The organism is Shewanella sp. SG41-4 (assembly GCF_014164505.1).
Taxonomy (GTDB): domain Bacteria; phylum Pseudomonadota; class Gammaproteobacteria; order Enterobacterales; family Shewanellaceae; genus Shewanella.
In genome coordinates this window covers 1-20,139 of record NZ_JACJFI010000014.1, presented here as the reverse complement: position 1 = coordinate 20,139, position 20,139 = coordinate 1, and the positions used below count along the sequence as shown (strand labels likewise).

Here is a 20,139-nt window from a genome sequence, read left to right as displayed (position 1 = left end):
CCAGTATAAATACCCCACAAACAGAAGTCATTGTCTGCCTTGGTCAATGGAATCCTAAATCGGTGATCTACCTATCAGTTTAACATTTTGTAAAAGTGGCTTTTTTTGGTAGATTGTCGGCATATATTTGCATTACTGCTTTTACCCCACATAAGGGAAAGATAACCATGAGCAAAGCTAAAATAGGCATCGTTACCGTTAGCGATCGTGCCAGTGCTGGCATATATGAAGATCTGTCTGGTAAGGCGATTATTGATGTATTGAATGAATATTTAACCTCGGAATGGGAACCTGTTTACAAGGTGATCCCCGATGAGCGTGAGGTTATTGAAGCCACATTGATTGATTTAGCTGACAACCAAGACTGCTGTTTAATCGTGACCACTGGCGGCACGGGGCCGGCCAAACGCGACGTAACGCCAGAAGCGACTGAAGCAGTGTGCGATAGAATGATGCCTGGTTTTGGTGAACTAATGCGCGCTGAATCATTAAAGTTTGTACCAACCGCTATTCTATCCCGTCAAACGGCCGGTCTTCGTGCCGACTCGTTAATTGTTAATCTACCCGGTAAACCTAAGTCTATCCGAGAATGTTTGGATGCTGTATTCCCAGCAATTCCTTATTGCATCGACTTAATGGACGGACCGTTTTTAGTCTGTGACGAAGCGGTGATAAAGCCGTTTAGACCTAAAGCAAAGTAGTATCGCAGCCCTGTATTAGTGTTTTTGCAAGCTAATACTGGGCCAATAACCATCGCGGCTCTTGATTGGTGTTTGTTTGGGAACCAGGATCATTTACTTTGGAAGATGAGTTTTACGTTTGTATCTGTTTGTATCGGTTTGTTATGTTTGATTGCTTGGTAAAAATACTTTAAGTTATATTTCGTACTACACTAGCAAGATATCTTCAGTAGGGCTGGTTCAATATGACGTTAAATCGTTTTTCGCTTTTATTGTTATCTTCACTATTACTTACAATAACCATGTTGTTGGTGAGTATTTACTATTTCTTTTACCTTCCCGGAATAAAAACCGAAATCTTGGACCAGCAACAACAAGAATATAATTTGTTATATTCTGCATTATCGTTATCAAAAAACAGTTTAACCACCTTATGTTACGATTATGCCGTGTGGGATGAGCTAGTTGAATATGTTGGTAACCCGACTGATGATTTTATTCAAAGTAATATGCCCGACAATGCATTTGAGGCTGCAAATATTGATGCTGTCTTCGTCAGTGACATTAATAACAAGTTGATTTGGGATTATCATGATGACTCATTAACATCATCCAGATCGTCACTCGTTCATTTATTGCATCAAAAAAATACAGAGTCTTTTGCTATTTTGCCCACAGCAGCTGAAATTGCATCACAAAAAGTGTCTAGCCGTAGTGGTTATCTTGTTGTGGGTGGGCATTTATTGTATTTCAGTAATACCACTATTTTACCCTCTACTGGCCAAGGTGAAATTGTTGGCAGTTTAACGATGGTTCGCCTAGTGGATAAAGCGTTAATTAACGATATTAGTCAGTTTTCTTTGGTGAAATTTTCAATTGAAAATGTGCAAACATCAACAGAGACAATGGAAGCATTTTTTAACGTAAAGCCAATAGAAAATATAGCGCCATCGCATAGTTGGCTAATTCGTAATACATTTGACGACCAAGTGGTACAGGTGACTTTACACCATAAAAAAGTGTCGTTACCTCAGTTAGATTGGGTTTCGGCAATATCGATATTGTTGTCGATAGTGTTGATTGTTTCCCTCTCGCTAATGGCATTATCAAGACTGCTTATCAAGCCGCTTATTCGTTTTAACAAAAGCATAAATGATTCATCAGACGATAATTTTTTGAGCAAAATGGATTCAAATCATTTTATTGATGAAATCGAGAACGTGTCCTACTCATTTAATCAATTATTGCTTAAGTTTAACGCTCAACAAAATTACTTAGAGACATTAACGGTTCAAGATTCGCTAACAGGCATTACGAATCGAAGAGGACTTGAAACATTTTCAAAGCGAATCATTTCGCGCTGGCATCTAGAAAGTATTGGTTTTAGTGTGATGATGATTGATGTCGACAATTTTAAGTATTTTAATGATCAACAAGGTCATCTTAAAGGCGATGATGCATTAATTGCCGTGGCCACCTGTCTGGTTGAGGTTATGGCTCGAAATGATGCGCTTGCTTCACGCTATGGTGGTGAGGAGTTCTGCATAATTTTGACCGAGAATAATCATCATAATATATTGAAAGTCGCAGAAGTCATTCGTGAGTCTATTGAGCAATTGCAGATCCCCAATCACATAGATGGTCGAAATTGGGTCACCGTTAGTATTGGTGTTGTTGTGGTTGACGATAACTTAGCCGATATAGAAAAATACAACTTTAGCGATGTACTACAACATGCAGATGAGCAACTTTATTTAGCCAAGCAAGCGGGGCGAAATACCGTCAGTGTGACGAGGTTTAGCGACTAGATGTGCCGAATACCGAAGAGTGAACTCGACATTCGGCACTTTATTTCCAACACTACTTTATTTTCAAATACTACTTTATTTCCAACACTACTCTAGCGTGAGCACTACAATTTTTTAAACTGCTGCTTTAAATCAAAATCACTGTCAGTTACTAACTTCTCTAATACTTGTACTCGTTCAATCAATGCTTGGTTTTGTGCTTGTAGGTCGCTGACACTGCCCGTGTCTGCTTGCTGCTTGTGCTTCATATAATACTTAAACATTTCTGATGCCGTGGTGCCAACCACAATAATGAAGACCAGCGCGATAATGGCGATATCGTTTTCCATAATGACTCCTTATTAATGCTCTTTTGTTAATAGATTTTTGACTTTCTTATCTGACTTACTCTTGTTAAAAGCGCTAGCTAATCTCTCTTGCTAATTACCTCAGCCTTATTTCAACTCGGTAAGGCTGGGGCTCGTCGTTATAAGCTAACGGTTATAAACCAAAGACGACTTTTTCACTTTTAAGCGACTTTTCTAAGCCTGCAGCTAATGCAATGGCAATGATCAGTGTGGTCACAGATGAAATAATTAATTGCATCATTGGAATCTCACGACCTTTAATAAAGTCCATTAATGCTTGTTGCTGGCCAGATACGGGTAACCACTGCAATACGTCTGGGGCGATGTTGTAACTGGCCGCCATTGACAATGCCAATGGTACAAATAACACCATGGTTAAGTATGATTGCGCCTCTTTAAAGGTTTTAGCCATAAACGATACATACAGTTGTAAGGTTGCGGCCATCAAGGCGACTGGAATACCCACAAGGAACATCAAACCCATAAAGTCTGGAGTGATATTGACGGTAAAGCCAATTTCTTGCCACGGTACAAAGGGGTAAGCTACTTTTGATACCAGTAAAATCAAGATCAACCCGAGCAAAGCAAAACAGGTTACGGCAATAATTTTACCGATGACTAATTCGCGGGTGCTCATTGGGTGGCTTAACAATAGTGCTAGTGAGTTACGCTCACGCTCACCCGCACTGGTGTCGATAGCGAGGTTCATACCGGAAATAAATACCGAGTACATCATGGTGAAAATAGCGATGCCTAAAATCATCCCACCTTTAGAGTCGGGTGTGGCTTTGTCTTCGATATTGACCTTTAATGGCTGAGTTATCCGGGGATTAATACCGCGGGCAATTAAGCGAATGCTGCCCATTTCTGCACTATATGCTTGCAGTTGACGCTCTAGTCGACGAATTGATTTTTGCAGCTTCTCATCCGAATTGTCGGCTATTAATATCACTTCAGCTTGTTTAGCTTGGGCCATGTTGGCGGCGTAATCGTCACTAATGGTTAAGATGATTTTATTCGCTTGCTCATCTTCACCGTGGTTGATGCCGTTATTACTTAAGTAGCGCACTAAATCTGGGGCGTTATTGGCATTGTTGATATTGATGTTTAAATCTTCTGGACTAGACAGCTGACCAATTAACACCATAAACATGCCGCACATGATCAGCGGCGTACCAATGGCATAATATAAACCTGCCATAACCGATCGTTTATCTCGTGCGGCGTCGATGAGTTCTTTGCGCACCATTGCGAGTATCATTTTCATTATGCTGCAATCCCTTCGTCGGTACCGATAAGTTCGATAAATGCATCTTCTAGAGAGTCTTTACCTGTTTGCTGACACAGTTCGTCAGGGCTACCGATGGCAACCACTTTTCCATTAGCCATCACGATAACGCGATCACACAAGGCGGCGACTTCTTGCATCACGTGGCTTGAAAACAGCACACAATGACCTTGGTCTTTGAGTTGCAATAAAATGTCGCGCAGTAAGCGGGTACTCATTACGTCAAGCCCGCGAGTAGGTTCGTCTAAAATGATGTTACTTGGCTTATGAACAATGGCTTGTGCTAATGCCGTTTTCATCCGCTGACCTTGAGAAAAGCCTTTGCAGCGACGGTCACAAATGTCTTCCAGCTTGAGTTGTGCTATCACATCGCTGGTGGCTTTTTTTGCTTGTTTGCGCGACATCCCGCTGAGTTCGGCAAAGAAGCTAATGTATTCACGCGGGCTTAAGCGTTCATATAAACCAAAAGGGTCGGGGAATAGGCCTAACTGCTTTTTGGCGCCAATTGGATCAACTGCAACATCTATGTTATCAACGGTAGCTGTGCCTGAGTCTGGCTTAAGTAAACCAAATAAGGTGCGTAAACAGGTGGTTTTACCGGCGCCATTTGGGCCAAGTAAACCGGTAATTTGGCCATTCTCAGCACTAAAGCTTAAGTTATCTAAGGCCTGCACATCACCAATTTTTTTGGTTAAGTTTGCAACAGTAATCATGACTATTCCTTATCCGCAGCGGTATTCGCTGGCGCTGTTGTTTCTATGTCAGTGGGCGTGTCGATAACCGGTAGCGCTTCAACGGTATTGGCATTAAGGTAAAAGCTACGACGGACATCTTTTTGTAAGCATTCACCGTTGATGTCTTTTACTGAACCTTGGTCAACTAACTGGGCGACGAGGTCATTGCCACAGCTTTGGCCTGCCACGCCATGGGTTGCGTAAGGTGCAATGAAGTGCTTTGATTTTGTCAGTTTTTCTTGTGCCAGTGCGCCCCAGTTTGGTGGTGTTGCAGGGTCGAGTTCGCCAGACAACAATAAAGTGGGTATATCACTGAGAATAGGTTCACTAAAGTTGTCGTCTACTTGTGGTATCGGCCAGGCTTGGCAGGTTTTTTCTAATCCATCTAACATATTACCGCTGATGTACGACTCTTTTGCATCTTTACGCATTTGATCAGTAATGCGGTGAATGTCTTCGCCACACACAACGGATGCGTGCATGCCCATCGCAATACCTGTGCTATCAGCAGTTAATGTGTAAATACCTAATATCGGTTGGTAATTACCTTGTGCCGCTTGATGAATAGCATGCGGGATAAGTGCACGGATGTTTGCCATGTACATCGCCATTCTAATAGCGCCGCTAAACTTGCCGCGGGTGAGTAAAAACTCGCTGAGTTCATCTGTTTGTGGGTCACGTACTTGTTGGCTTATCGGAGCGGTGGCGAGCAGTTGGTCGACTTTATTGTATTCGTCAGCCAAGTCAGGAAATTGTTGCTGGCAAGCAGGAGTACTTATACAGTCGCGCCATAATACATTTAAACCACGTTCTATTGAGTCACCAATCGCCACAACACTTTGTTGCATTGGCACTACGCCATCTAGTGTCACGGTTAATAAGGCTTCTGGGTAATGGCGCATATAAAGCTGTGCCATACGTGTTCCATAGGAAATACCGTATAAATGCAGTTTTTGGTAATCCAAATATTCGCGTACTGCTTCGAAGTCTGTTAACGCGGTATTACTACCGTATTGGCTTACATCGGCATCAATTTGACCTAGGCATTTTTCTGTCATGGCAATGATATCAAGATCGTCATCATTCATACTGAGTAATTCAGTGGTGTCATCGTCGCAAGATAAAATGTTCGATTTACCGGTACCACGCTGATCAATCAGTAAAATATCACGTTGCTGACGAACTTTGGTCAACATGCGATTAAAGAAGGCGGCATTTTCAATGGCCGACTGGCCTGGTCCGCCTGCGATTGCCAGTAACGCTTCATTTGGGTGAGTGTTTTTAATTGCTGGCAAAATAGCAAAATGAATGTCGATTTGCTTACCGTCAGGTAGCTGAGGGTTTTCCAGCACAGTGATTTTACCGCACTGTAATTGCTCGTCTAAACCGTCTAAGTAACAAGCACTAGTTTTAGCCGGAGCAGCCACATTGATTTGCGATGTATCAGCATAACTATTGTTGGCAAGTAAAATTGCAATAGCGACCGCGAGCCATCGGCTAGTACGTGTTGCCGATTGGCATAACCCAGAGCGGGTTGACCGCTTGGCGAAGACTGTGTTGATAAACTTCCTGTTGATCATCGGAACGTTTCCTTTTTGCATTTCATGACGATTATGATACCTTAGCACTTAGTGTATGAGTGTATCAATGTATTAATACAGTTGTTAAAGGCTAATGTTAGAATTAATAAATGTCAACCCCAGCAGTGGTGAACCCATCTATCGACAGTTGCACGATCAAATCGTGCGCTTAATTGTCGGCGGGCAATTGCACCCCGAAGATGTTCTGCCTTCGGTGCGCCAACTTGCCGAGCATTTAGCGGTAAACCCGATGACGGTATCACGTGCTATGCAGCAACTTGTCGACCAAGGTTGGGTTGAGCGCCGTCGTGGTCAGCCGTCACGCGTGGCTGCCAGAACCGCGGCCAATAATGACTCTGGTAGCAGTTTGTTGGCACCACAATTAACGGCATTAGTTGAGCAAGCACGGCAGTTAGGGGTCGATTATGACCAGTTACAAGTATTGTTGGAACAATTTTGGAATAAAGAATAGCCACAGTTGAGCTAATTTTTAAGGACATCATCTAGGAAGTCGAAAATGGAATCCGAACAGCAGCCCGTTTTACGCTTTAATCATGTGAGCAAAACCTTTGCTGCAAAACACAAGTCTGCAGCAGGTCATGCTGTGTTGGTCGATCTATCGATGACACTCTATCCAGGTATGGTGGTCGGGTTATTAGGCCAAAATGGTGCGGGTAAATCGACGTTAATGCGTTGTGCATTAGGCATTGTGGGCATCGAACAAGGTGATATTTCAACCCTTGGCGAACCGCCTAGCGCTTTATCTATTCAAGCAAAAGAACGTATTGGTTACGTACCCCAGCAGCCTTTTGGTTATGAAGGCTTTACCATTGATAAAGCATTGGAGTTGCACCGTAGCTTCTATCCAAACTGGGATATGACACTCGAGCAAGATTGGCTTAAACGTTTTGATTTAGATGTTACGCAAGCGGTGCAAAAATTATCAGTGGGCCAGCGTCAATCATTAGCATTGATAATGGCTATGGCGTATCGGCCAACTTTATTATTACTCGACGAACCCGTTGCCAGCTTGGATCCTATTGCCAGGCGTCAGTTTATGAGCGACTTGTTCGATCTCGCGCTCGATTCAGGTTCTGCAGTGTTATTTTCATCGCATATCACCTCAGATTTAGAACGTGTTGCCAGTCATGTTGCCTTAATTAAAAAAGGCCAGCTGATACTGTTTAAAGAAATCGACGCTTTGCGTGAAGAGGTTAAATTACTCAACTTAGCCGACAACGCTCAGTTACCGTCACATTATAAAATATTGAGCCAAACCGGACAAAGTGTGCTGGTGGATACGCAAGGTAACCCATCGAATATTGCGGGTGTGCAGAGTGAAAAATCACTCAACCTAGAACAGTTATTTATGGAGCTGCATCGATGAATCAGTCGCTGCAAAACAGTCAACTTTCAGCATGGCGTAAACCTTACCGTGGCATGCTGCGGTTGTGGTTATATGACTTAGGCAGTGTCGGTTTTATTGGTGCCGCAGGATTAGGCCTAATGTTGGGTTTTTTGTGTTTTATCACGGGTAAAACTGAGGTTGTTAGCCTCGTTTTTTCCATGGCAACACTGTCTACGGGGGCGGCAATTGCTTGGCAGTTTAATCGCTTAGCAGCAACCGAGGTGACCGGTCTAATACCTGGCTATCAAAAGCACGTATTCATACAGGCGGCGTCCATCGCAGTGGGTATGTTATTGATACAACTATTTGCCTGTATTGGTTTTACTGCTTACGATGTCATCCCCAGACTACTGCTAGCCATTGTGGTCAGTTTGCTGTTTGTATGGGCCTGTTTATGGCGCAGTAACAGTTTTCATTTATCGTTTTTATTATTCATAACAGTGCCATTTTCAGATAAATTCACACTCACGATACCGACGTGGATGATGCTAATACTGATTGCTGGGCTATTGTCTTGGGTGATCCATTTATGTCGCCAACTTAGCTGGAATAACGAGGCGCGTGTGGTGTACCTCAACGCCGTGCAAATGGGCTGGATGTGGCTGCCGAGCATAAAAGGATTTACCTGGATTACTCGTGTTGAGCGGTTGTTTCATCCGATGAACTTTTTTATCGGCCCAGTGTTAACTATGATGCTGCTTTGTTTACCGTTGATCACCCTTGGTTTAATACTGCTGTCGTGGCTATTTGATATTGATGTACCAGCATTATTTTTATTGGTGCAATTTACCGTGATCAGTTGTGCCATTGTTCATTGGAGCCGAATTCAGCGTTGGCGCGCGGCAGAAACGCTGTTTTTATTGCCTTGTTATAGCGGCTTGAGTGGATTGCGCGATGCATTTTACCGCAGCCAGTATCGTTTCATCGCTGTGTTAGTGGCTATGGTCAGCGTGCTAGGTTTTACCAATAGCTTGATTGACCCGCAATATGGCGGGTTATTTGTACTGCATTTAGGCCTAAGCACTTTTTGGGGCTGTGCGATTATGCTGGGAATGGGTTCGGCAAGCCGTAATAGCCTGCAAGCCACAGCCGCAATGCTAATAGTGTTACTCCATTCGATATTGGTGTCGTTGAGCTTTGCAGCAGTGCGAGACGGTGACAGCTTATGGGTATGGTTGCTTATTGATGTGCCGCTAATTATTGTTGGTGTTGGCGCATTAGTGTGGGGTAAAAAACGTTTGTGGCAACATGGCGTTTTGGCCCCGTAAATCATCGAGCATAACTGACAAACGTGACCGTAAGCTCAAAAATAGAGCAAAAGCTCTTATGGTTTTTAGCGACTTCAGGTAGAATGTAAAAAGCGGAACACTTGTAAGCTAAAAGGCCACTATCATATGTCATTAGATCAATACCACGTAGTTCGACTCCTGCAACAGCAAGGTCAGTCATTAGGCGATAACATTGCCCTTGAAGGCTTTGATATGCCTGCACCTTGGCATACCGTAACGTGGGGCGCATTTGATACGGTTACAGACTCAGTCGCACAGTTGTTAATTGAGTTTGGCTTACAAGTGCAAGACAAAGTGGTGATTTTAGCGCAAAACTGTCCACAGTGGACCTGTGCAGATATTGGCGCCCTTAAGGCTCGTAATGTTGTGGTACCGGTATATCCAACCAGCACCATAGAGCAAGCGGTATTCATTGTTAACGACTCTCAAGCTAAATTAATTTTTGCTGGTAACCAACAGCAATACGACATGGCTTGCACAGTGGCAGCCCAAGCTGAGTGCGTGCAACACATTGTAGTCTTTGATGCTAACGTTACCCTTAATGCCGATAATCATGTGTATTTTGATCAGGTATTAGCGGCGCAATTTAATCCGCTGATTACCAATGAGCTTAATACTAGACTCGCCAATAGCAACCTAGACGACTTATTCACGCTTATTTATACCTCTGGCACCACCGGCAATCCTAAAGGTGTGATGCTCGACTACCGTAATTTTGCCTCGATGATTAAACAGCATGACAGTGAGTTGCCATTTACTGCGGGTGATGTGTCGCTGGCCTTTTTACCGCTTAGCCATGTATTCGAGCGTGGTTGGAGCATGTATGTATTATGTCGCGGCGGCCACAATGTGTATTTAAACGACACTAATCGAATTAAAGAAGCCCTTATTGCGGTTAAACCACATACCTTGTGTGCCGTGCCGCGATTTTTAGAAAAAATTTACAGCGCAGTGCACGATAAAGTCGGCCAAGCGCCTAAAGCGAGACAAACATTATTTGCTTGGGCGATGCGAGTAGGTAAACGCCAATTTGAAGTTAGCCAGGGCCGTGCTTCAGGAAGTTTGTGGTTAAGTGCACAGTGGAAGCTGGCTAACAAGCTGGTTTACAGCAAGTTACAGCAAGTGTTGGGTGGCCGGTTAAAGTTTATGCCCGTGGGCGGTGCAGCGCTCGATATTAATGTTGCCAGCTTTTTTCACAGTATAGGTGTACCGGTATTGTGTGGTTATGGCATGACAGAAACCTGCGCTACGGTAACCTGTAATACTTTAGATAATCGTGTACCAGGTTCAAATGGTAAGCCACTAGAGGCTATGCAAATCAAGCTTGGCAAAGACGATGAAATCTTAGTGCGTGGCGACACTGTGATGCGCGGTTATTACAATCGTCCCCAAGATACCGCCGACGCCTTTGAAGACGGTTGGTTAAAAACCGGTGATGCAGGGCGTATCGATGAGCAAGGTAACTTGTATATTACCGATCGCATTAAAGAGTTAATGAAAACTTCAAACGGTAAATACATTGCACCACAGCGGGTTGAAGGTAAGGTAGCTTGTTGCCCATTTATCGAACAAGTCGCCATTGTTGCCGATGCACGCAATTATGTATCAGCCCTAATTGTGCCAGCATTTGAAGCATTAAATACTTGGGCTAAAGCGCAAGGTATTCATGTTGAAAACCCAATTGAGTTGTTACGTCACTCACAAGTGGTGGCTCATTTCGAGCAGCGATTAATTGAGTTGCAACATGAGCTAGCTGGGTTTGAAAAAATCAAAAAATTCACCTTATTACATGAAGCATTTTCGATGGAATCTGGACTTATCACGCCGACATTAAAGCTACGCCGCAAGATGATTTACAGCAAATATCACAGTGAAATTAATGCCATGTATGGCAAGTAATTAACCATCATTTTTTATACCAAAGGACGCATTAGCGTCCTTTTTAGTAATACTTAGTGATAATTGCCTGTATTTTCAGTAGCGGTATAATACTCTATTTTAAAATTAGGCAACATAGAGGGAACTATGGAAATTATCACGGTAAATGGAAAGCCTGTTTTTAGATCTAGCACTCAGTCGTTTTATGACAATCAATTTAGCCAAAAAGTGTTGGCGAATATCGATACAAAAACGCTGTTCAAAAAAATTGACGCTATACCGGGTCTTGCGGGCGCAGGAATCGTTTATATTGATAGCAAATACAACATTATTGAATTAAGAAAATTCGAACCTGTTTGCCAGCTAAATCCGATTAAAATCGTTCTAAGGGAGCCTCCTCAATTAATGAGTCAGGCCGAGTTTGCCTCCCATTTAAAAGGTAGCCAAGGTAATATCCGTGAATCTAAATTAGTTGGTGAATTGGGAAATGCTGCTTGGAGTTGTGGGACTGCTGCGCTTGGGTGGATGGTTGTAATTGGTAGTATGGCTGCTATTCCATTAACCGGTGGGACAAGTAGTGCGATAACGTATTTAGCTGGAGCAGGCGCAACTGCTGGTCTTGTTCAATGTATTAATGGTGCGATGCGATCATATAATGCGTATGAAAATCCTGAAAAAAATGATAATTTAGACTCACAAGAATGGTATCAAAATGCCACTTCAGCTGTGGATTTAGTATCACTTGCAGGTGCTGGGGCTGCTGCTTTAAGTACAATAAAAGCAATAAAAATGATGCAGTTGGGTACAAGTAAGAATACCTATGAAATCTTAAAAGGGTTATCCCGTGCTGAAAAAAAGAGATTAAATCGTGAAATTACCCGCCTTAATTTACCTGGTGCTTCAGGTAAATTAATAAAATCTATGGCTCGAAAAGGCAACATAAAAAAATATACAGGTAAACAAATTACCCATGCATTTCGTTTACATTTAATGGATGCCGTTGGAGCTTCAATGAGCATTTCTGGTAGCCTATTCAATGGAACAATTGGAACAATGGCTATTGGGATATATGAAGAGCTAGCTGATTGATGAAAAGACAAACTAAAAAGAAAAGTGATGACGATATTGTCGGATTATTTCCACCTATGAAGTCCATAGCGGCTTTTTTAGCTGCGACACTATCCATGATACTTTCCATCGCACTGTTAAATCTGCTCATTTTTGATTTTTATTTCGAGATGAAAATAGAGCATGTGTTGATGTATTTATTCACTACTACCATTATTTTCAGCGGTGTGAACTTTGCAATTGTGAGAGGATCTTTTTTCGCCGTAAAAGTCTTACAATGGTATTTCTGTATTTTATTTATTATATTTTTGCCAACAGTGTTTTTAATCGTAGAAAAGGTAACATTTATTTATGCATATCTGTTAGCCGTCGTTTTTTTGTTCATGTCACTTTACTTGTTACAGAGTAAATACTATCAAATTTTTGTTGAGTATCAGTTTGATGCCTTAGAAGACATCAAGGAAGTTCGTGCTGAAATAGCGGCTGAAGTTGCTGCAGACAAAGCTAAACATGGAAATAAGTTCTAGTTGTTTGGCTTCAGAGTGACAATATTTTAAGCCGAGATTTGATGACATTTGTGCCTGTTTAGTTGATTTTGGCCATTATAGATGGGTACATTACCCAACCGAAAAAATAATTTTATTTAATTTTTTTAGATGGTTACTGTTTGCTCCTCTAACATACCCCCCATAATTCCTTCGCAATACAGACTTTTTTAATGACCTCGAGTGAGATGTGTCGTTAGAATGGGTTAATGACATTTGTTCATCGAGCAAAACGTCAATGAACTCAAAATAATAATAAAGGATTCTTTGTGACAGATACTCAATTTAGCATGACCCTCAAACCGCGCTTTTGTGAAACCGATGCGTTAGGACACATTAATAACACGGTTATCCCAGTGTGGTTTGAAGCGGCTCGTGAGCCGATTTTTGAAATCGTAAATCCAGGGCAAGATTTAACCAAGTGGAACATGATCATTGCTGGTTTTACTATCGCCTTTACTGCACCAACGTATTATGGCGAAGAAGTTATCGTTAAAACGCACATTAGTCGTTTAGGCAATAGCAGCTTTGATATATTACAAAGCTGTTGGCAGCACGGTAAAAAAACCGCTGAAGCGACCACCACTATGGTGCATTACAATTACCAAACTGAAAAAAGCGAGCCACTTGCTGAGTTTGTACGTCAGCAATTGGCTGCATTAACTGGTGTAGCTTAGGACTAACACAAAAGAAGCGATTAACGTAAAAACTTGGCTACGTAATTGCAACTGGCGTTGATGTTAAGTTTTTCTGCTTTAGCCCAAGCCAGTCCAGTACGAACCAATTTTTCGGCAATTCCTTGGCCGCGTAAAGCGGGTGGTACAAAGGTGCGACTAAAATCAATATTTTGACCATCTAAGTGATATTCAAGTACCGCCTCAACACCTTGAGTGATAACCACAAAACGATGTTGGCTAGCTTGGTGTTGCACTGTTACTGCGTTTTGATTGCTCATAGTGTGTTGTCCTATTACTTGTAATGCCGCTTGTTGATGTGGCTATTGATGTTATGGCTGATGTTGTTACTCATGTTCCAATAAGGCGCTGAGTAATTCTGGCGTGAGTTTAGCTTTTTTGCCTGTTTTAAAGTTAAACATCACCACTTTTGCCCAGCCGATAGTCGTCACTGCTTGCTGTGCTTTACTGAACACGGTGTAATGCATCACAAAGCGGTCTTCATTGATATCGCTGATCTTTACCCCTACAACAATAGAGTCCGGAAAGGTTACTGGGCGCTTAAAGCGGGCATTTGTTTCACTTAGCACTGGGCCGACACCCGTTGTTTTTAGATCGCCGAGTAGGTTAATTTGGTTAAAGAAATCGAGACGAGCGGTTTCAAAATACTTAAAATACACCGAATTATTAACATGTTGTAGTGCATCCATTTCACCCCATGCTACTTGAATGTCTGTGCTGATAGAATGTTGAGCTAAAAAGTCATTCATGGCGGTTCTCTGTTATGAATTAATAAATTAAACGCTTGTTTAAATTTTAACGGTTAATTTAACAGTCCGGTCGATGAACAACAAGGGACATTGGCTATTACAGTGAGCATATCCAGTCAACTTAGAAGGATTTTACCTTGCGAAAAGTGACTTTTTTAACAACATCGAATTTATGGATATCGTCATGTTGGACAGTGTTTTGTAGCCGATTTACCGAATTACAAACCAAACTGAGTTTGCCGCAAAAATTGTATCTGGTGGCGATAATCTTACTGTTTGTCACCGATTCTGTAGCGTGGGTGGCGATTCTCAGTGTAATGGCAATGTCGATTGAGTTCTGGCACTTGTTTGAACGTATGTGGCACAGCTTGGCTGGCAAAGCGGTGTTGTTACTGTTTTATGCGATAGTGGCCAATTTTGCCCTGGCTAGCTCAAGCTCAGTGGTTAACGATGTGGTTGGCGTAGCTGCCAGTAGTTTTAATTACACCCATAACTTTGCTATTTTGCTCTACATTCCAGCATGGAGTGTGGTGATGAGCTGTATTGTGCTGTTATTACTACAGCTTATTTTTCCACTGATGTTTGCCGTGTCTTTTGTGCTTCGTCCTTTTGGTGTGACTAATTTTCGCTTGATTAATCATGTGCATTTTCATCGTACAACCTTTTGGGTGCGAGTGATTCTTGCTGCAGTGGTGTTGTATCACCTTGCAATGCTGATGGACCTTTATGGTCAGGTTGAAAAAGCCTTGGATGATCCGCAAGTAGTGCAATTAGTTGAAGTGGAAACCGAAGAGGAAATACTTGCTGATGATGGTCTGTCGGTTATTGTCAAAGTCGGCGCCGCTAAGAAGGAACCACCAAAACCTGAACCAAAAACAGCGAAACAAGTTGAACGCGAGCAAGAACTGGACGCCATTGATGAAATCGCCAAGCAGCCTTACAACCATTTGCGTAGCCAGTATTTTACCAGTGTGCGTAAAGCGATTGCCTTATTTGCATTTCAGTTGGAGGCGAATGCCAAATCCCGTTGTAAAAAACTACCGTTGTCGCATGTAGTCGAGCTTAATGACTATGAGATCCTTGAGATAACCCCCGATATCAATGCGGAATATGGCTATCATTTTGAAGTAAAAAAATGTATTTCACCCGCATTCCCAAGTTAATAGGCAGTTTGCAGACATAAAAAAACGACCTAGGAGGTCGTTTTTTATGTCTGATAAGTCAATGTTAATCGAACACTAACTCACTAAAGCTGCTTATTTTTTTGCACGTGGCTTGGCGTTGGTCGGCGAAGCGGATCATTTGGCAAGTTGTCATGCCTGCGGCTTCAGCAGCTTTGAGCTCTTCTGCGACATCTGATACAAATAAAATCTGCTTTGGCTTCAAGCTAATGGTGTTACAAATATTACAGTAGGCTTGTTTGTCTAACTTATTGCCCGTGCGGGTATCAAAGTGACCATTGAACGAACCGGTTAAATCACCTGCTTCGGTGTGGCTAAATAACAGCTTTTGCGCTTCGACAGAACCAGAAGAGAAGCTGTAAATACGAATGCCTTTTTCTTTAATGCGCTCAATGTTATCAATAAAGTCGGGGTAAATATGGCCAGTAAACTCTACGCGGTTATAACCTTGTTTCCAGATTAGACCTTGTAGGGTTTTAAGTGGCGTTAGTTTACGGTCTTCGTCTATCCATTGCTGTAAAATCTCAGTGACTCGCTCGAGTGTCGCATCTGGTTCTAAGGCAATATCTTTAACATCGCTGATGCAATAATCAACCACAACATTATGCTGGTTTTGCTCAAGAAATTCAGCCATCGCTTTTCTTGAGTAAGGAAATAACACATCCTGAATAAAGTTAAGATCGGTAGTGGTACCGGCGGTATCAACGATAATAGCTCTAATACTCATAAGATTTGTTACTCCAAAACAATAAATTAACGTAGTGATGATCCTAAGCTTTATTGGCGATTAAGGCTAGTGCTATTCGTGATATTGCACCCTAGTTAGATGACTTTGAATGCAAGATGTGAACTAAGTTTAGATATTACTAAATTGCCTTGTGTGATGTGGTCTGGTAGCTTCGGGTTAACTTAATTGTCACGTTTCACCAGGAAGGTACCATGCTTACAATAGGGAAAAAACGTTATATCAAATGGCCGAGCTTATGGGCTAAAAGTCTGTCTATATTCGTATTATTACTGAGCTTTTTCCACGTTAGTGTGGTTTTTGCTGCTGAAATGTTACCGCCAACGACCGAAACCCTGAGTGTGAAGTCCACTTTATTTAGCGAGCCAGCCGATTTTTTGGTGACCTTACCAAACGGGTATACCAAGCAAACGGATAAGCGTTATGTGGTGTTATTTGACCTACATCCGCGCAGCCATTTGTATTTAGCCGGTATGCACGATTGGATGAGCCATAACGGCGGTTGGCCGTGGTTAGAAACCATTATTGTTACCGCGCCCGACGGCCATCAAGGCTTGGGTAAGTTAAAACAGCGTGCGATAGAGCAGCAAGGCGACCAAGCACTACTGGACTTTTTTGAGCAAGATTTACTGCCTGCAATTGATAAACGCTATCGCACCAATGGCTTTCGTATTTTTAACGGCTTTACTGGCAATGCAGGTTTAGTGCTATACAGCTTAATTAATCGTCCTAGTTTATTTAATGCTTATATTGCTGCCAGCCCAGTATTATCAACAGACTTTGCTTATGTGCTAAATGATGCGCCTAAAAATCTCAAAAAAATGGACGGCAAACCAAGATTTCTATTTGTGAGTACCAGTGATAGCGACTTTGAACAAAGGCAGCTGGATTCGTTTGCTAGGCTTGAAGATATTATTCAAACCAATGCCAATGCTAAATTGAACTATCAAATAAAGCGTTTTGACGGCAGCTATTATATGACTCAGCCTATTTTGGCGACGGCATTAGGTATCGAGAAGATATTTAACGATGTTCACACTGTTCTAGCGGCGGATTCAGAGGTATCACAACAGGGATCTAAAGCGATTCTAGCCTATTATAAGCGACTGTCTGATGAGGTTTATGGCTTTGATGTGCCAGCGATTGATTCGCTGTTAGCTTTAGGTAATAGCTTAGTTAAAGCAGCACCACAGCAAGCGATTGGGGTTTACCGAGATACGCTGAAAGCCTACCCTAAAGCACATTCGGCTTACCATGAGTTAGCCAGTGTTTATGCCGCGACAGGTAAAATGACTCAGGCTATCGAAGCGGAACAACAAGCGTTAGCAAGTACCGACCATCCGTTTTATCAAAACAAATACACTAAGCAATTAGCCGCGTTTCAAAACCAAGCTAAATAAAACTGATCTAAGTTAAACCAAGCTGCAAAACGATAAATGACAATAAAGCCACAGCACGAGTATTCGCCCTGTGGCTTTATTGTGTAACCTGCTCAAACAATATTATTCTGAGCTGAGGTTTAGTATTCCAAATTGAAGTTGATTACGCAGCCGTTTCGCTGGCTAACCACTGATTAATTTTTTGCTCCATTAAATCTAATGGCAATGCGCCATTTTCTAATAAGCGATCGTGGAATACTTTAATATCAAACTTATCACCTAAGACTTGCTTGGCTTTGGCACGTAGTTCAATAATTTTCAGCTCACCCAACTTATAGCCAAGTGCTTGGCCCGGCCAAACGGTATAGCGCTCAATTTCGCCGGTGGCTTCCGACAAATGAATCCCTTCAGTTGCCACCGCGTAATCAATGGCTTGTTCACGGCTCCAGCCTTTGGCGTGCATGCCGGTATCAACCACCAGGCGAACTGCACGATGTAACTCTGACTGCAAACGGCCAATGTTGTCGATAGGGTCATTAGCATAAATGCCCATTTCGGCTGCTAAACGCTCGGCATATAAAGCCCAACCTTCGCCAGCCGCGTTGGAGTAAAACACTGTACTTAGCAGCGGCAATTCATCAGATAAGCCAATAATGGTTTGTAAATGATGACCAGGATTAGTCTCGTGGTAGGTCAAGGTTTGTAATGAATAAGATGGCAGTGATGCAGTGTCATACAAGCTTATCCAGAAGGTACCTTTACGCGAACCATCTTGCGAGGGGGCATCATAAAATGCGCCACTAGTCGAAGCGGCGCGACTGTCTGGAACTGCTTCAATGGCCACATCTTGATTCGGTAAACGCCCAAACCAGTCTGGTAATTTAGCATCAACCAAGGCTAAGTCGGCATCAATATCGGCCATTAGCTGTTGCTTACCTTCAGGGGTATTAGGGTAAAGATATTGTGGGTCGTTGAGTAACACCTGCATGCGCTCGCCGACGGTGCCATCAACATAACCGACTTCTTTGAGTAGCCCGTCCATCTCAGCAGTAATCCTGGTGACTTCAGCCAAACCGAGTTGATGAATTTCATCAGCAGTTTTGGTCGAATTGCCTAAATGCTGGATAAGCGTTTGATATAACTTCGCCCCTTGAGGTAAACGACCAATGCCAGCTTCATGAGTTGCTTTTGGGCGCACGGCTGCTAACGCGGCAATCAGTTGGCGGGTGGCGGCATAGTATTTAGTGTTAACTAACTCGGCCGCAGACTTTACCAAAGTATCGCTATTTTCTACTTTGGTTGCATTAAGTTTAGTGTTAAAGCTGGTCACTAAAGGATGGCTGTTTGCTGGGCCACTGATTTGAGCTTGTAACCCGCGAAGGGTGTTATCAATGACAAAGTCTGGTGGAATGACGCCCATATCTACATCGTGATTAAGTTTATCGACCAATGTGCCCATAGCGGCAGGGTACATGCTTAAGCGAGTTAAATAAGCTTCGGCTTCGGCGGTATTGGTTACGGCAAACTTGTCTTCCATGTAACCGGGGAATTCAATTTGTAACCCCGATAAGTGGTTAACGGCATAGGGTAAAAACCACACGCCATACTCGCCTAATACCGTGCCATAATTAACGGTTTGAGCCGGCAGCAATGCGCCTTTTACTTCCGATGTTATGGCGTTCAAGCTTATTTTTTCTGAATCGCTAAGGCTTGAGGTATCAATATCGTTCAGTTGACTCAGTATTGCCTTAAGCCCTTTACGACGATGGGTTTCCCCAGCCGGGCTGTAGTCGGTGAGTTTAGACATCACTTTGGCATTGATGCTTGCATCACTCACGCCGTAGTAAGTGGCTATTTCAGGTCTGAGTACGAAGTAATCTTTAGTGATCGATTCTACTTGCTGCTTAAGACTGAGCTTAGTGGCTGTTTTGTCTGTTGTTGCGGTGGCAGAGTTTGAACTATTTTTAGGTGTTGCTGGATCTGAACATGCAGTGACGAGCAGGCTAATGATTAAGCCATTGAGAAGTTTTTTCATTGATTACTCATTAAGTTAATAGCGGTATTCAAGTTCGAATATAAGCATATCCTAACAGTTATGGAGGTTAAGCTGTTGCAGTTTTTATGTGCTGGGTATTTGAAAGTAAGAGGGTAAGTTTGACGATAAGGTGTAAATATGGTCTAACATTATTAGACATTGACATGAAAAGGAGAGAAGTATGTTAGGTGAAAGCCATGCGTTATTAGTTGATTTCCCTGAGTATCAAGACAAGATTTCATTGTTAACCGCCAACGATACTGAGTTTGCTGAAGATGCGAAACGGTATCATAAATTAGATACTGACATTCGTAAGCTGGAGTTACGCAATACTCCGACAAGTGATGAGTTTATTGAGCAAGCAAAGCTTGACCGGTTGGTGTTAAAAGATAAGTTGTATAAGTTGTTTACCCAAGCTTAATTCGCTTATTCAGCTTTTTGGCCATGTGATCATCTAGGTGGTGACGTGGTCAATTTTTGCTGCTATCTCAGTAACTCTTGTTTGTTTTTATTATCTTTGATTTATGGCCTGCGGCCACATCAGCTTTTTCAAACTTCGTTTGAATTAAGATCGCAAGGTTCCACCCTGCACGGGCCAATTCTACCGTCATATATGGACCCACCCGTTTTGCAAGTGATTTCGAAGCGTTGATAAACAAATTCATTGCCTTCATATATCCGGCTTGTGAACCGGGTGTTTTATATACCCGCAGCCCTAATGCAATTAGCT

At 42.5% G+C, this 20,139-nt stretch carries 21 protein-coding genes; 12 read left to right on the top strand and 9 right to left on the bottom strand.

Translation table 11 applies throughout. The features are described from left to right. Nucleotides 1–167: 167 nt before the first annotated feature. On the top strand, nucleotides 168–701 hold the full coding sequence (mog, locus tag H5202_RS02840) for a molybdopterin adenylyltransferase (RefSeq protein ID WP_182770708.1): 534 nt from the start codon (nucleotides 168–170) through the stop codon (nucleotides 699–701). 224 nt (nucleotides 702–925) lie between these two features. Further along, a complete protein-coding gene (locus H5202_RS02835; RefSeq protein WP_182770707.1) occupies nucleotides 926–2,488 on the top strand; it encodes a diguanylate cyclase in 1,563 nt (520 codons plus the stop codon). Nucleotides 2,489–2,592: 104 nt separating this feature from the next. Here the strand turns inward: H5202_RS02835 and H5202_RS02830 are convergent, their stop codons facing one another. The 4 genes from H5202_RS02830 to H5202_RS02815 all read right to left on the bottom strand — a co-directional run bounded on the left by H5202_RS02830 (nucleotide 2,593) and on the right by H5202_RS02815 (nucleotide 6,437). Then, the gene (locus tag H5202_RS02830; protein WP_182770706.1) at nucleotides 2,593–2,817 is read right to left on the bottom strand and encodes a hypothetical protein; all 225 of its coding nucleotides are present in this window, start codon (nucleotides 2,815–2,817) and stop codon (nucleotides 2,593–2,595) included. 151 nt (nucleotides 2,818–2,968) lie between these two features. Beyond that, nucleotides 2,969–4,102 carry an ABC transporter permease gene (locus H5202_RS02825; RefSeq protein ID WP_059746051.1) on the bottom strand — a complete coding sequence of 378 codons (1,134 nt, stop codon included), beginning with the start codon at nucleotides 4,100–4,102 and terminating at the stop codon, nucleotides 2,969–2,971. After that, nucleotides 4,102–4,836: an ABC transporter ATP-binding protein gene (locus H5202_RS02820; protein WP_182770705.1), complete on the bottom strand. Its 735-nt coding sequence runs from the start codon at nucleotides 4,834–4,836 to the stop codon at nucleotides 4,102–4,104. Before H5202_RS02820 ends, H5202_RS02825 begins: the two co-directional genes overlap by 1 nt. A 2-nt stretch (nucleotides 4,837–4,838) precedes the next feature. Further along, the gene (locus H5202_RS02815) at nucleotides 4,839–6,437 is read right to left on the bottom strand and encodes an alpha/beta hydrolase (RefSeq protein ID WP_182770704.1); all 1,599 of its coding nucleotides are present in this window, start codon (nucleotides 6,435–6,437) and stop codon (nucleotides 4,839–4,841) included. A 94-nt stretch (nucleotides 6,438–6,531) separates the two neighbouring features. Between H5202_RS02815 and H5202_RS02810 the strand changes: the two genes are divergently transcribed. The 7 genes from H5202_RS02810 to H5202_RS02780 all read left to right on the top strand — a co-directional run bounded on the left by H5202_RS02810 (nucleotide 6,532) and on the right by H5202_RS02780 (nucleotide 13,302). Next, nucleotides 6,532–6,909 carry a GntR family transcriptional regulator gene (locus H5202_RS02810; protein ID WP_011639383.1) on the top strand — a complete coding sequence of 126 codons (378 nt, stop codon included), beginning with the start codon at nucleotides 6,532–6,534 and terminating at the stop codon, nucleotides 6,907–6,909. 45 nt (nucleotides 6,910–6,954) lie between these two features. Next, complete coding sequence (locus H5202_RS02805; protein ID WP_182770703.1) at nucleotides 6,955–7,824, top strand: ABC transporter ATP-binding protein; 870 nt, start codon at nucleotides 6,955–6,957, stop codon at nucleotides 7,822–7,824. Then, entirely contained in the window at nucleotides 7,821–9,113 is a 1,293-nt protein-coding gene (locus tag H5202_RS02800) for an ABC transporter permease (protein WP_182770702.1), read from the top strand. Before H5202_RS02805 ends, H5202_RS02800 begins: the two co-directional genes overlap by 4 nt. A 126-nt stretch (nucleotides 9,114–9,239) precedes the next feature. Continuing rightward, nucleotides 9,240–11,033: an AMP-dependent synthetase/ligase gene (locus H5202_RS02795; protein ID WP_182770701.1), complete on the top strand. Its 1,794-nt coding sequence runs from the start codon at nucleotides 9,240–9,242 to the stop codon at nucleotides 11,031–11,033. Nucleotides 11,034–11,159: 126 nt separating this feature from the next. Next, on the top strand, nucleotides 11,160–12,101 hold the full coding sequence (locus H5202_RS02790; RefSeq protein ID WP_182770700.1) for a hypothetical protein: 942 nt from the start codon (nucleotides 11,160–11,162) through the stop codon (nucleotides 12,099–12,101). Beyond that, nucleotides 12,101–12,607 carry a hypothetical protein gene (locus tag H5202_RS02785; protein WP_182770699.1) on the top strand — a complete coding sequence of 169 codons (507 nt, stop codon included), beginning with the start codon at nucleotides 12,101–12,103 and terminating at the stop codon, nucleotides 12,605–12,607. Before H5202_RS02790 ends, H5202_RS02785 begins: the two co-directional genes overlap by 1 nt. Nucleotides 12,608–12,915: 308 nt before the next feature. After that, nucleotides 12,916–13,302: an acyl-CoA thioesterase gene (locus H5202_RS02780; RefSeq protein ID WP_220493745.1), complete on the top strand. Its 387-nt coding sequence runs from the start codon at nucleotides 12,916–12,918 to the stop codon at nucleotides 13,300–13,302. A 20-nt stretch (nucleotides 13,303–13,322) separates the two neighbouring features. On the opposite strand, the gene H5202_RS02775 is transcribed toward H5202_RS02780, so the two are convergent. After that, nucleotides 13,323–13,580 (bottom strand): GNAT family N-acetyltransferase, encoded by a 258-nt coding sequence (locus tag H5202_RS02775; RefSeq protein ID WP_182770698.1) that lies wholly within the window; start codon nucleotides 13,578–13,580, stop codon nucleotides 13,323–13,325. A 66-nt stretch (nucleotides 13,581–13,646) separates the two neighbouring features. Next, the gene (locus tag H5202_RS02770) at nucleotides 13,647–14,069 is read right to left on the bottom strand and encodes an acyl-CoA thioesterase (RefSeq protein WP_182770697.1); all 423 of its coding nucleotides are present in this window, start codon (nucleotides 14,067–14,069) and stop codon (nucleotides 13,647–13,649) included. A 137-nt stretch (nucleotides 14,070–14,206) separates the two neighbouring features. Here H5202_RS02770 and H5202_RS02765 point away from each other — a divergent pair, with 137 nt between their 5' ends. Then, on the top strand, nucleotides 14,207–15,232 hold the full coding sequence (locus H5202_RS02765) for a hypothetical protein (RefSeq protein WP_182770696.1): 1,026 nt from the start codon (nucleotides 14,207–14,209) through the stop codon (nucleotides 15,230–15,232). Nucleotides 15,233–15,296: 64 nt separating this feature from the next. On the opposite strand, the gene mtnC is transcribed toward H5202_RS02765, so the two are convergent. Beyond that, on the bottom strand, nucleotides 15,297–15,977 hold the full coding sequence (gene mtnC, locus H5202_RS02760; protein ID WP_182770695.1) for an acireductone synthase: 681 nt from the start codon (nucleotides 15,975–15,977) through the stop codon (nucleotides 15,297–15,299). A 212-nt stretch (nucleotides 15,978–16,189) separates the two neighbouring features. Between mtnC and H5202_RS02755 the strand changes: the two genes are divergently transcribed. Further along, entirely contained in the window at nucleotides 16,190–17,395 is a 1,206-nt protein-coding gene (locus tag H5202_RS02755; RefSeq protein ID WP_182770694.1) for an alpha/beta hydrolase-fold protein, read from the top strand. Nucleotides 17,396–17,537: 142 nt separating this feature from the next. Here H5202_RS02755 and H5202_RS02750 read toward each other — a convergent pair whose 3' ends face one another. Continuing rightward, nucleotides 17,538–19,409, bottom strand: coding sequence for a DUF885 domain-containing protein (locus tag H5202_RS02750; RefSeq protein WP_182770693.1), 1,872 nt, complete (start codon nucleotides 19,407–19,409; stop codon nucleotides 17,538–17,540). 181 nt (nucleotides 19,410–19,590) lie between these two features. Between H5202_RS02750 and H5202_RS02745 the strand changes: the two genes are divergently transcribed. After that, nucleotides 19,591–19,830 carry a YdcH family protein gene (locus H5202_RS02745; RefSeq protein WP_182770692.1) on the top strand — a complete coding sequence of 80 codons (240 nt, stop codon included), beginning with the start codon at nucleotides 19,591–19,593 and terminating at the stop codon, nucleotides 19,828–19,830. Between the two features lie 67 nt (nucleotides 19,831–19,897). Here the strand turns inward: H5202_RS02745 and H5202_RS02740 are convergent. After that, nucleotides 19,898–20,139: hypothetical protein (locus tag H5202_RS02740; protein ID WP_182770691.1), on the bottom strand; the 242-nt coding region annotated here is incomplete at its 5' end.

Coding starts and splice junctions, on each gene's coding strand:
- mog (WP_182770708.1), top strand. CDS start 168: ATGAGCAAAGCTAAAATAGGCATCGTTACCGTTAGCGATCGTGCCAGT.
- H5202_RS02835 (WP_182770707.1), top strand. CDS start 926: ATGACGTTAAATCGTTTTTCGCTTTTATTGTTATCTTCACTATTACTT.
- H5202_RS02830 (WP_182770706.1), bottom strand. CDS start 2,817: ATGGAAAACGATATCGCCATTATCGCGCTGGTCTTCATTATTGTGGTT.
- H5202_RS02825 (WP_059746051.1), bottom strand. CDS start 4,102: ATGAAAATGATACTCGCAATGGTGCGCAAAGAACTCATCGACGCCGCA.
- H5202_RS02820 (WP_182770705.1), bottom strand. CDS start 4,836: ATGATTACTGTTGCAAACTTAACCAAAAAAATTGGTGATGTGCAGGCC.
- H5202_RS02815 (WP_182770704.1), bottom strand. CDS start 6,437: ATGATCAACAGGAAGTTTATCAACACAGTCTTCGCCAAGCGGTCAACC.
- H5202_RS02810 (WP_011639383.1), top strand. CDS start 6,532: ATGTTAGAATTAATAAATGTCAACCCCAGCAGTGGTGAACCCATCTAT.
- H5202_RS02805 (WP_182770703.1), top strand. CDS start 6,955: ATGGAATCCGAACAGCAGCCCGTTTTACGCTTTAATCATGTGAGCAAA.
- H5202_RS02800 (WP_182770702.1), top strand. CDS start 7,821: ATGAATCAGTCGCTGCAAAACAGTCAACTTTCAGCATGGCGTAAACCT.
- H5202_RS02795 (WP_182770701.1), top strand. CDS start 9,240: ATGTCATTAGATCAATACCACGTAGTTCGACTCCTGCAACAGCAAGGT.
- H5202_RS02790 (WP_182770700.1), top strand. CDS start 11,160: ATGGAAATTATCACGGTAAATGGAAAGCCTGTTTTTAGATCTAGCACT.
- H5202_RS02785 (WP_182770699.1), top strand. CDS start 12,101: ATGAAAAGACAAACTAAAAAGAAAAGTGATGACGATATTGTCGGATTA.
- H5202_RS02780 (WP_220493745.1), top strand. CDS start 12,916: ATGACCCTCAAACCGCGCTTTTGTGAAACCGATGCGTTAGGACACATT.
- H5202_RS02775 (WP_182770698.1), bottom strand. CDS start 13,580: ATGAGCAATCAAAACGCAGTAACAGTGCAACACCAAGCTAGCCAACAT.
- H5202_RS02770 (WP_182770697.1), bottom strand. CDS start 14,069: ATGAATGACTTTTTAGCTCAACATTCTATCAGCACAGACATTCAAGTA.
- mtnC (WP_182770695.1), bottom strand. CDS start 15,977: ATGAGTATTAGAGCTATTATCGTTGATACCGCCGGTACCACTACCGAT.
- H5202_RS02755 (WP_182770694.1), top strand. CDS start 16,190: ATGCTTACAATAGGGAAAAAACGTTATATCAAATGGCCGAGCTTATGG.
- H5202_RS02750 (WP_182770693.1), bottom strand. CDS start 19,409: ATGAAAAAACTTCTCAATGGCTTAATCATTAGCCTGCTCGTCACTGCA.
- H5202_RS02745 (WP_182770692.1), top strand. CDS start 19,591: ATGTTAGGTGAAAGCCATGCGTTATTAGTTGATTTCCCTGAGTATCAA.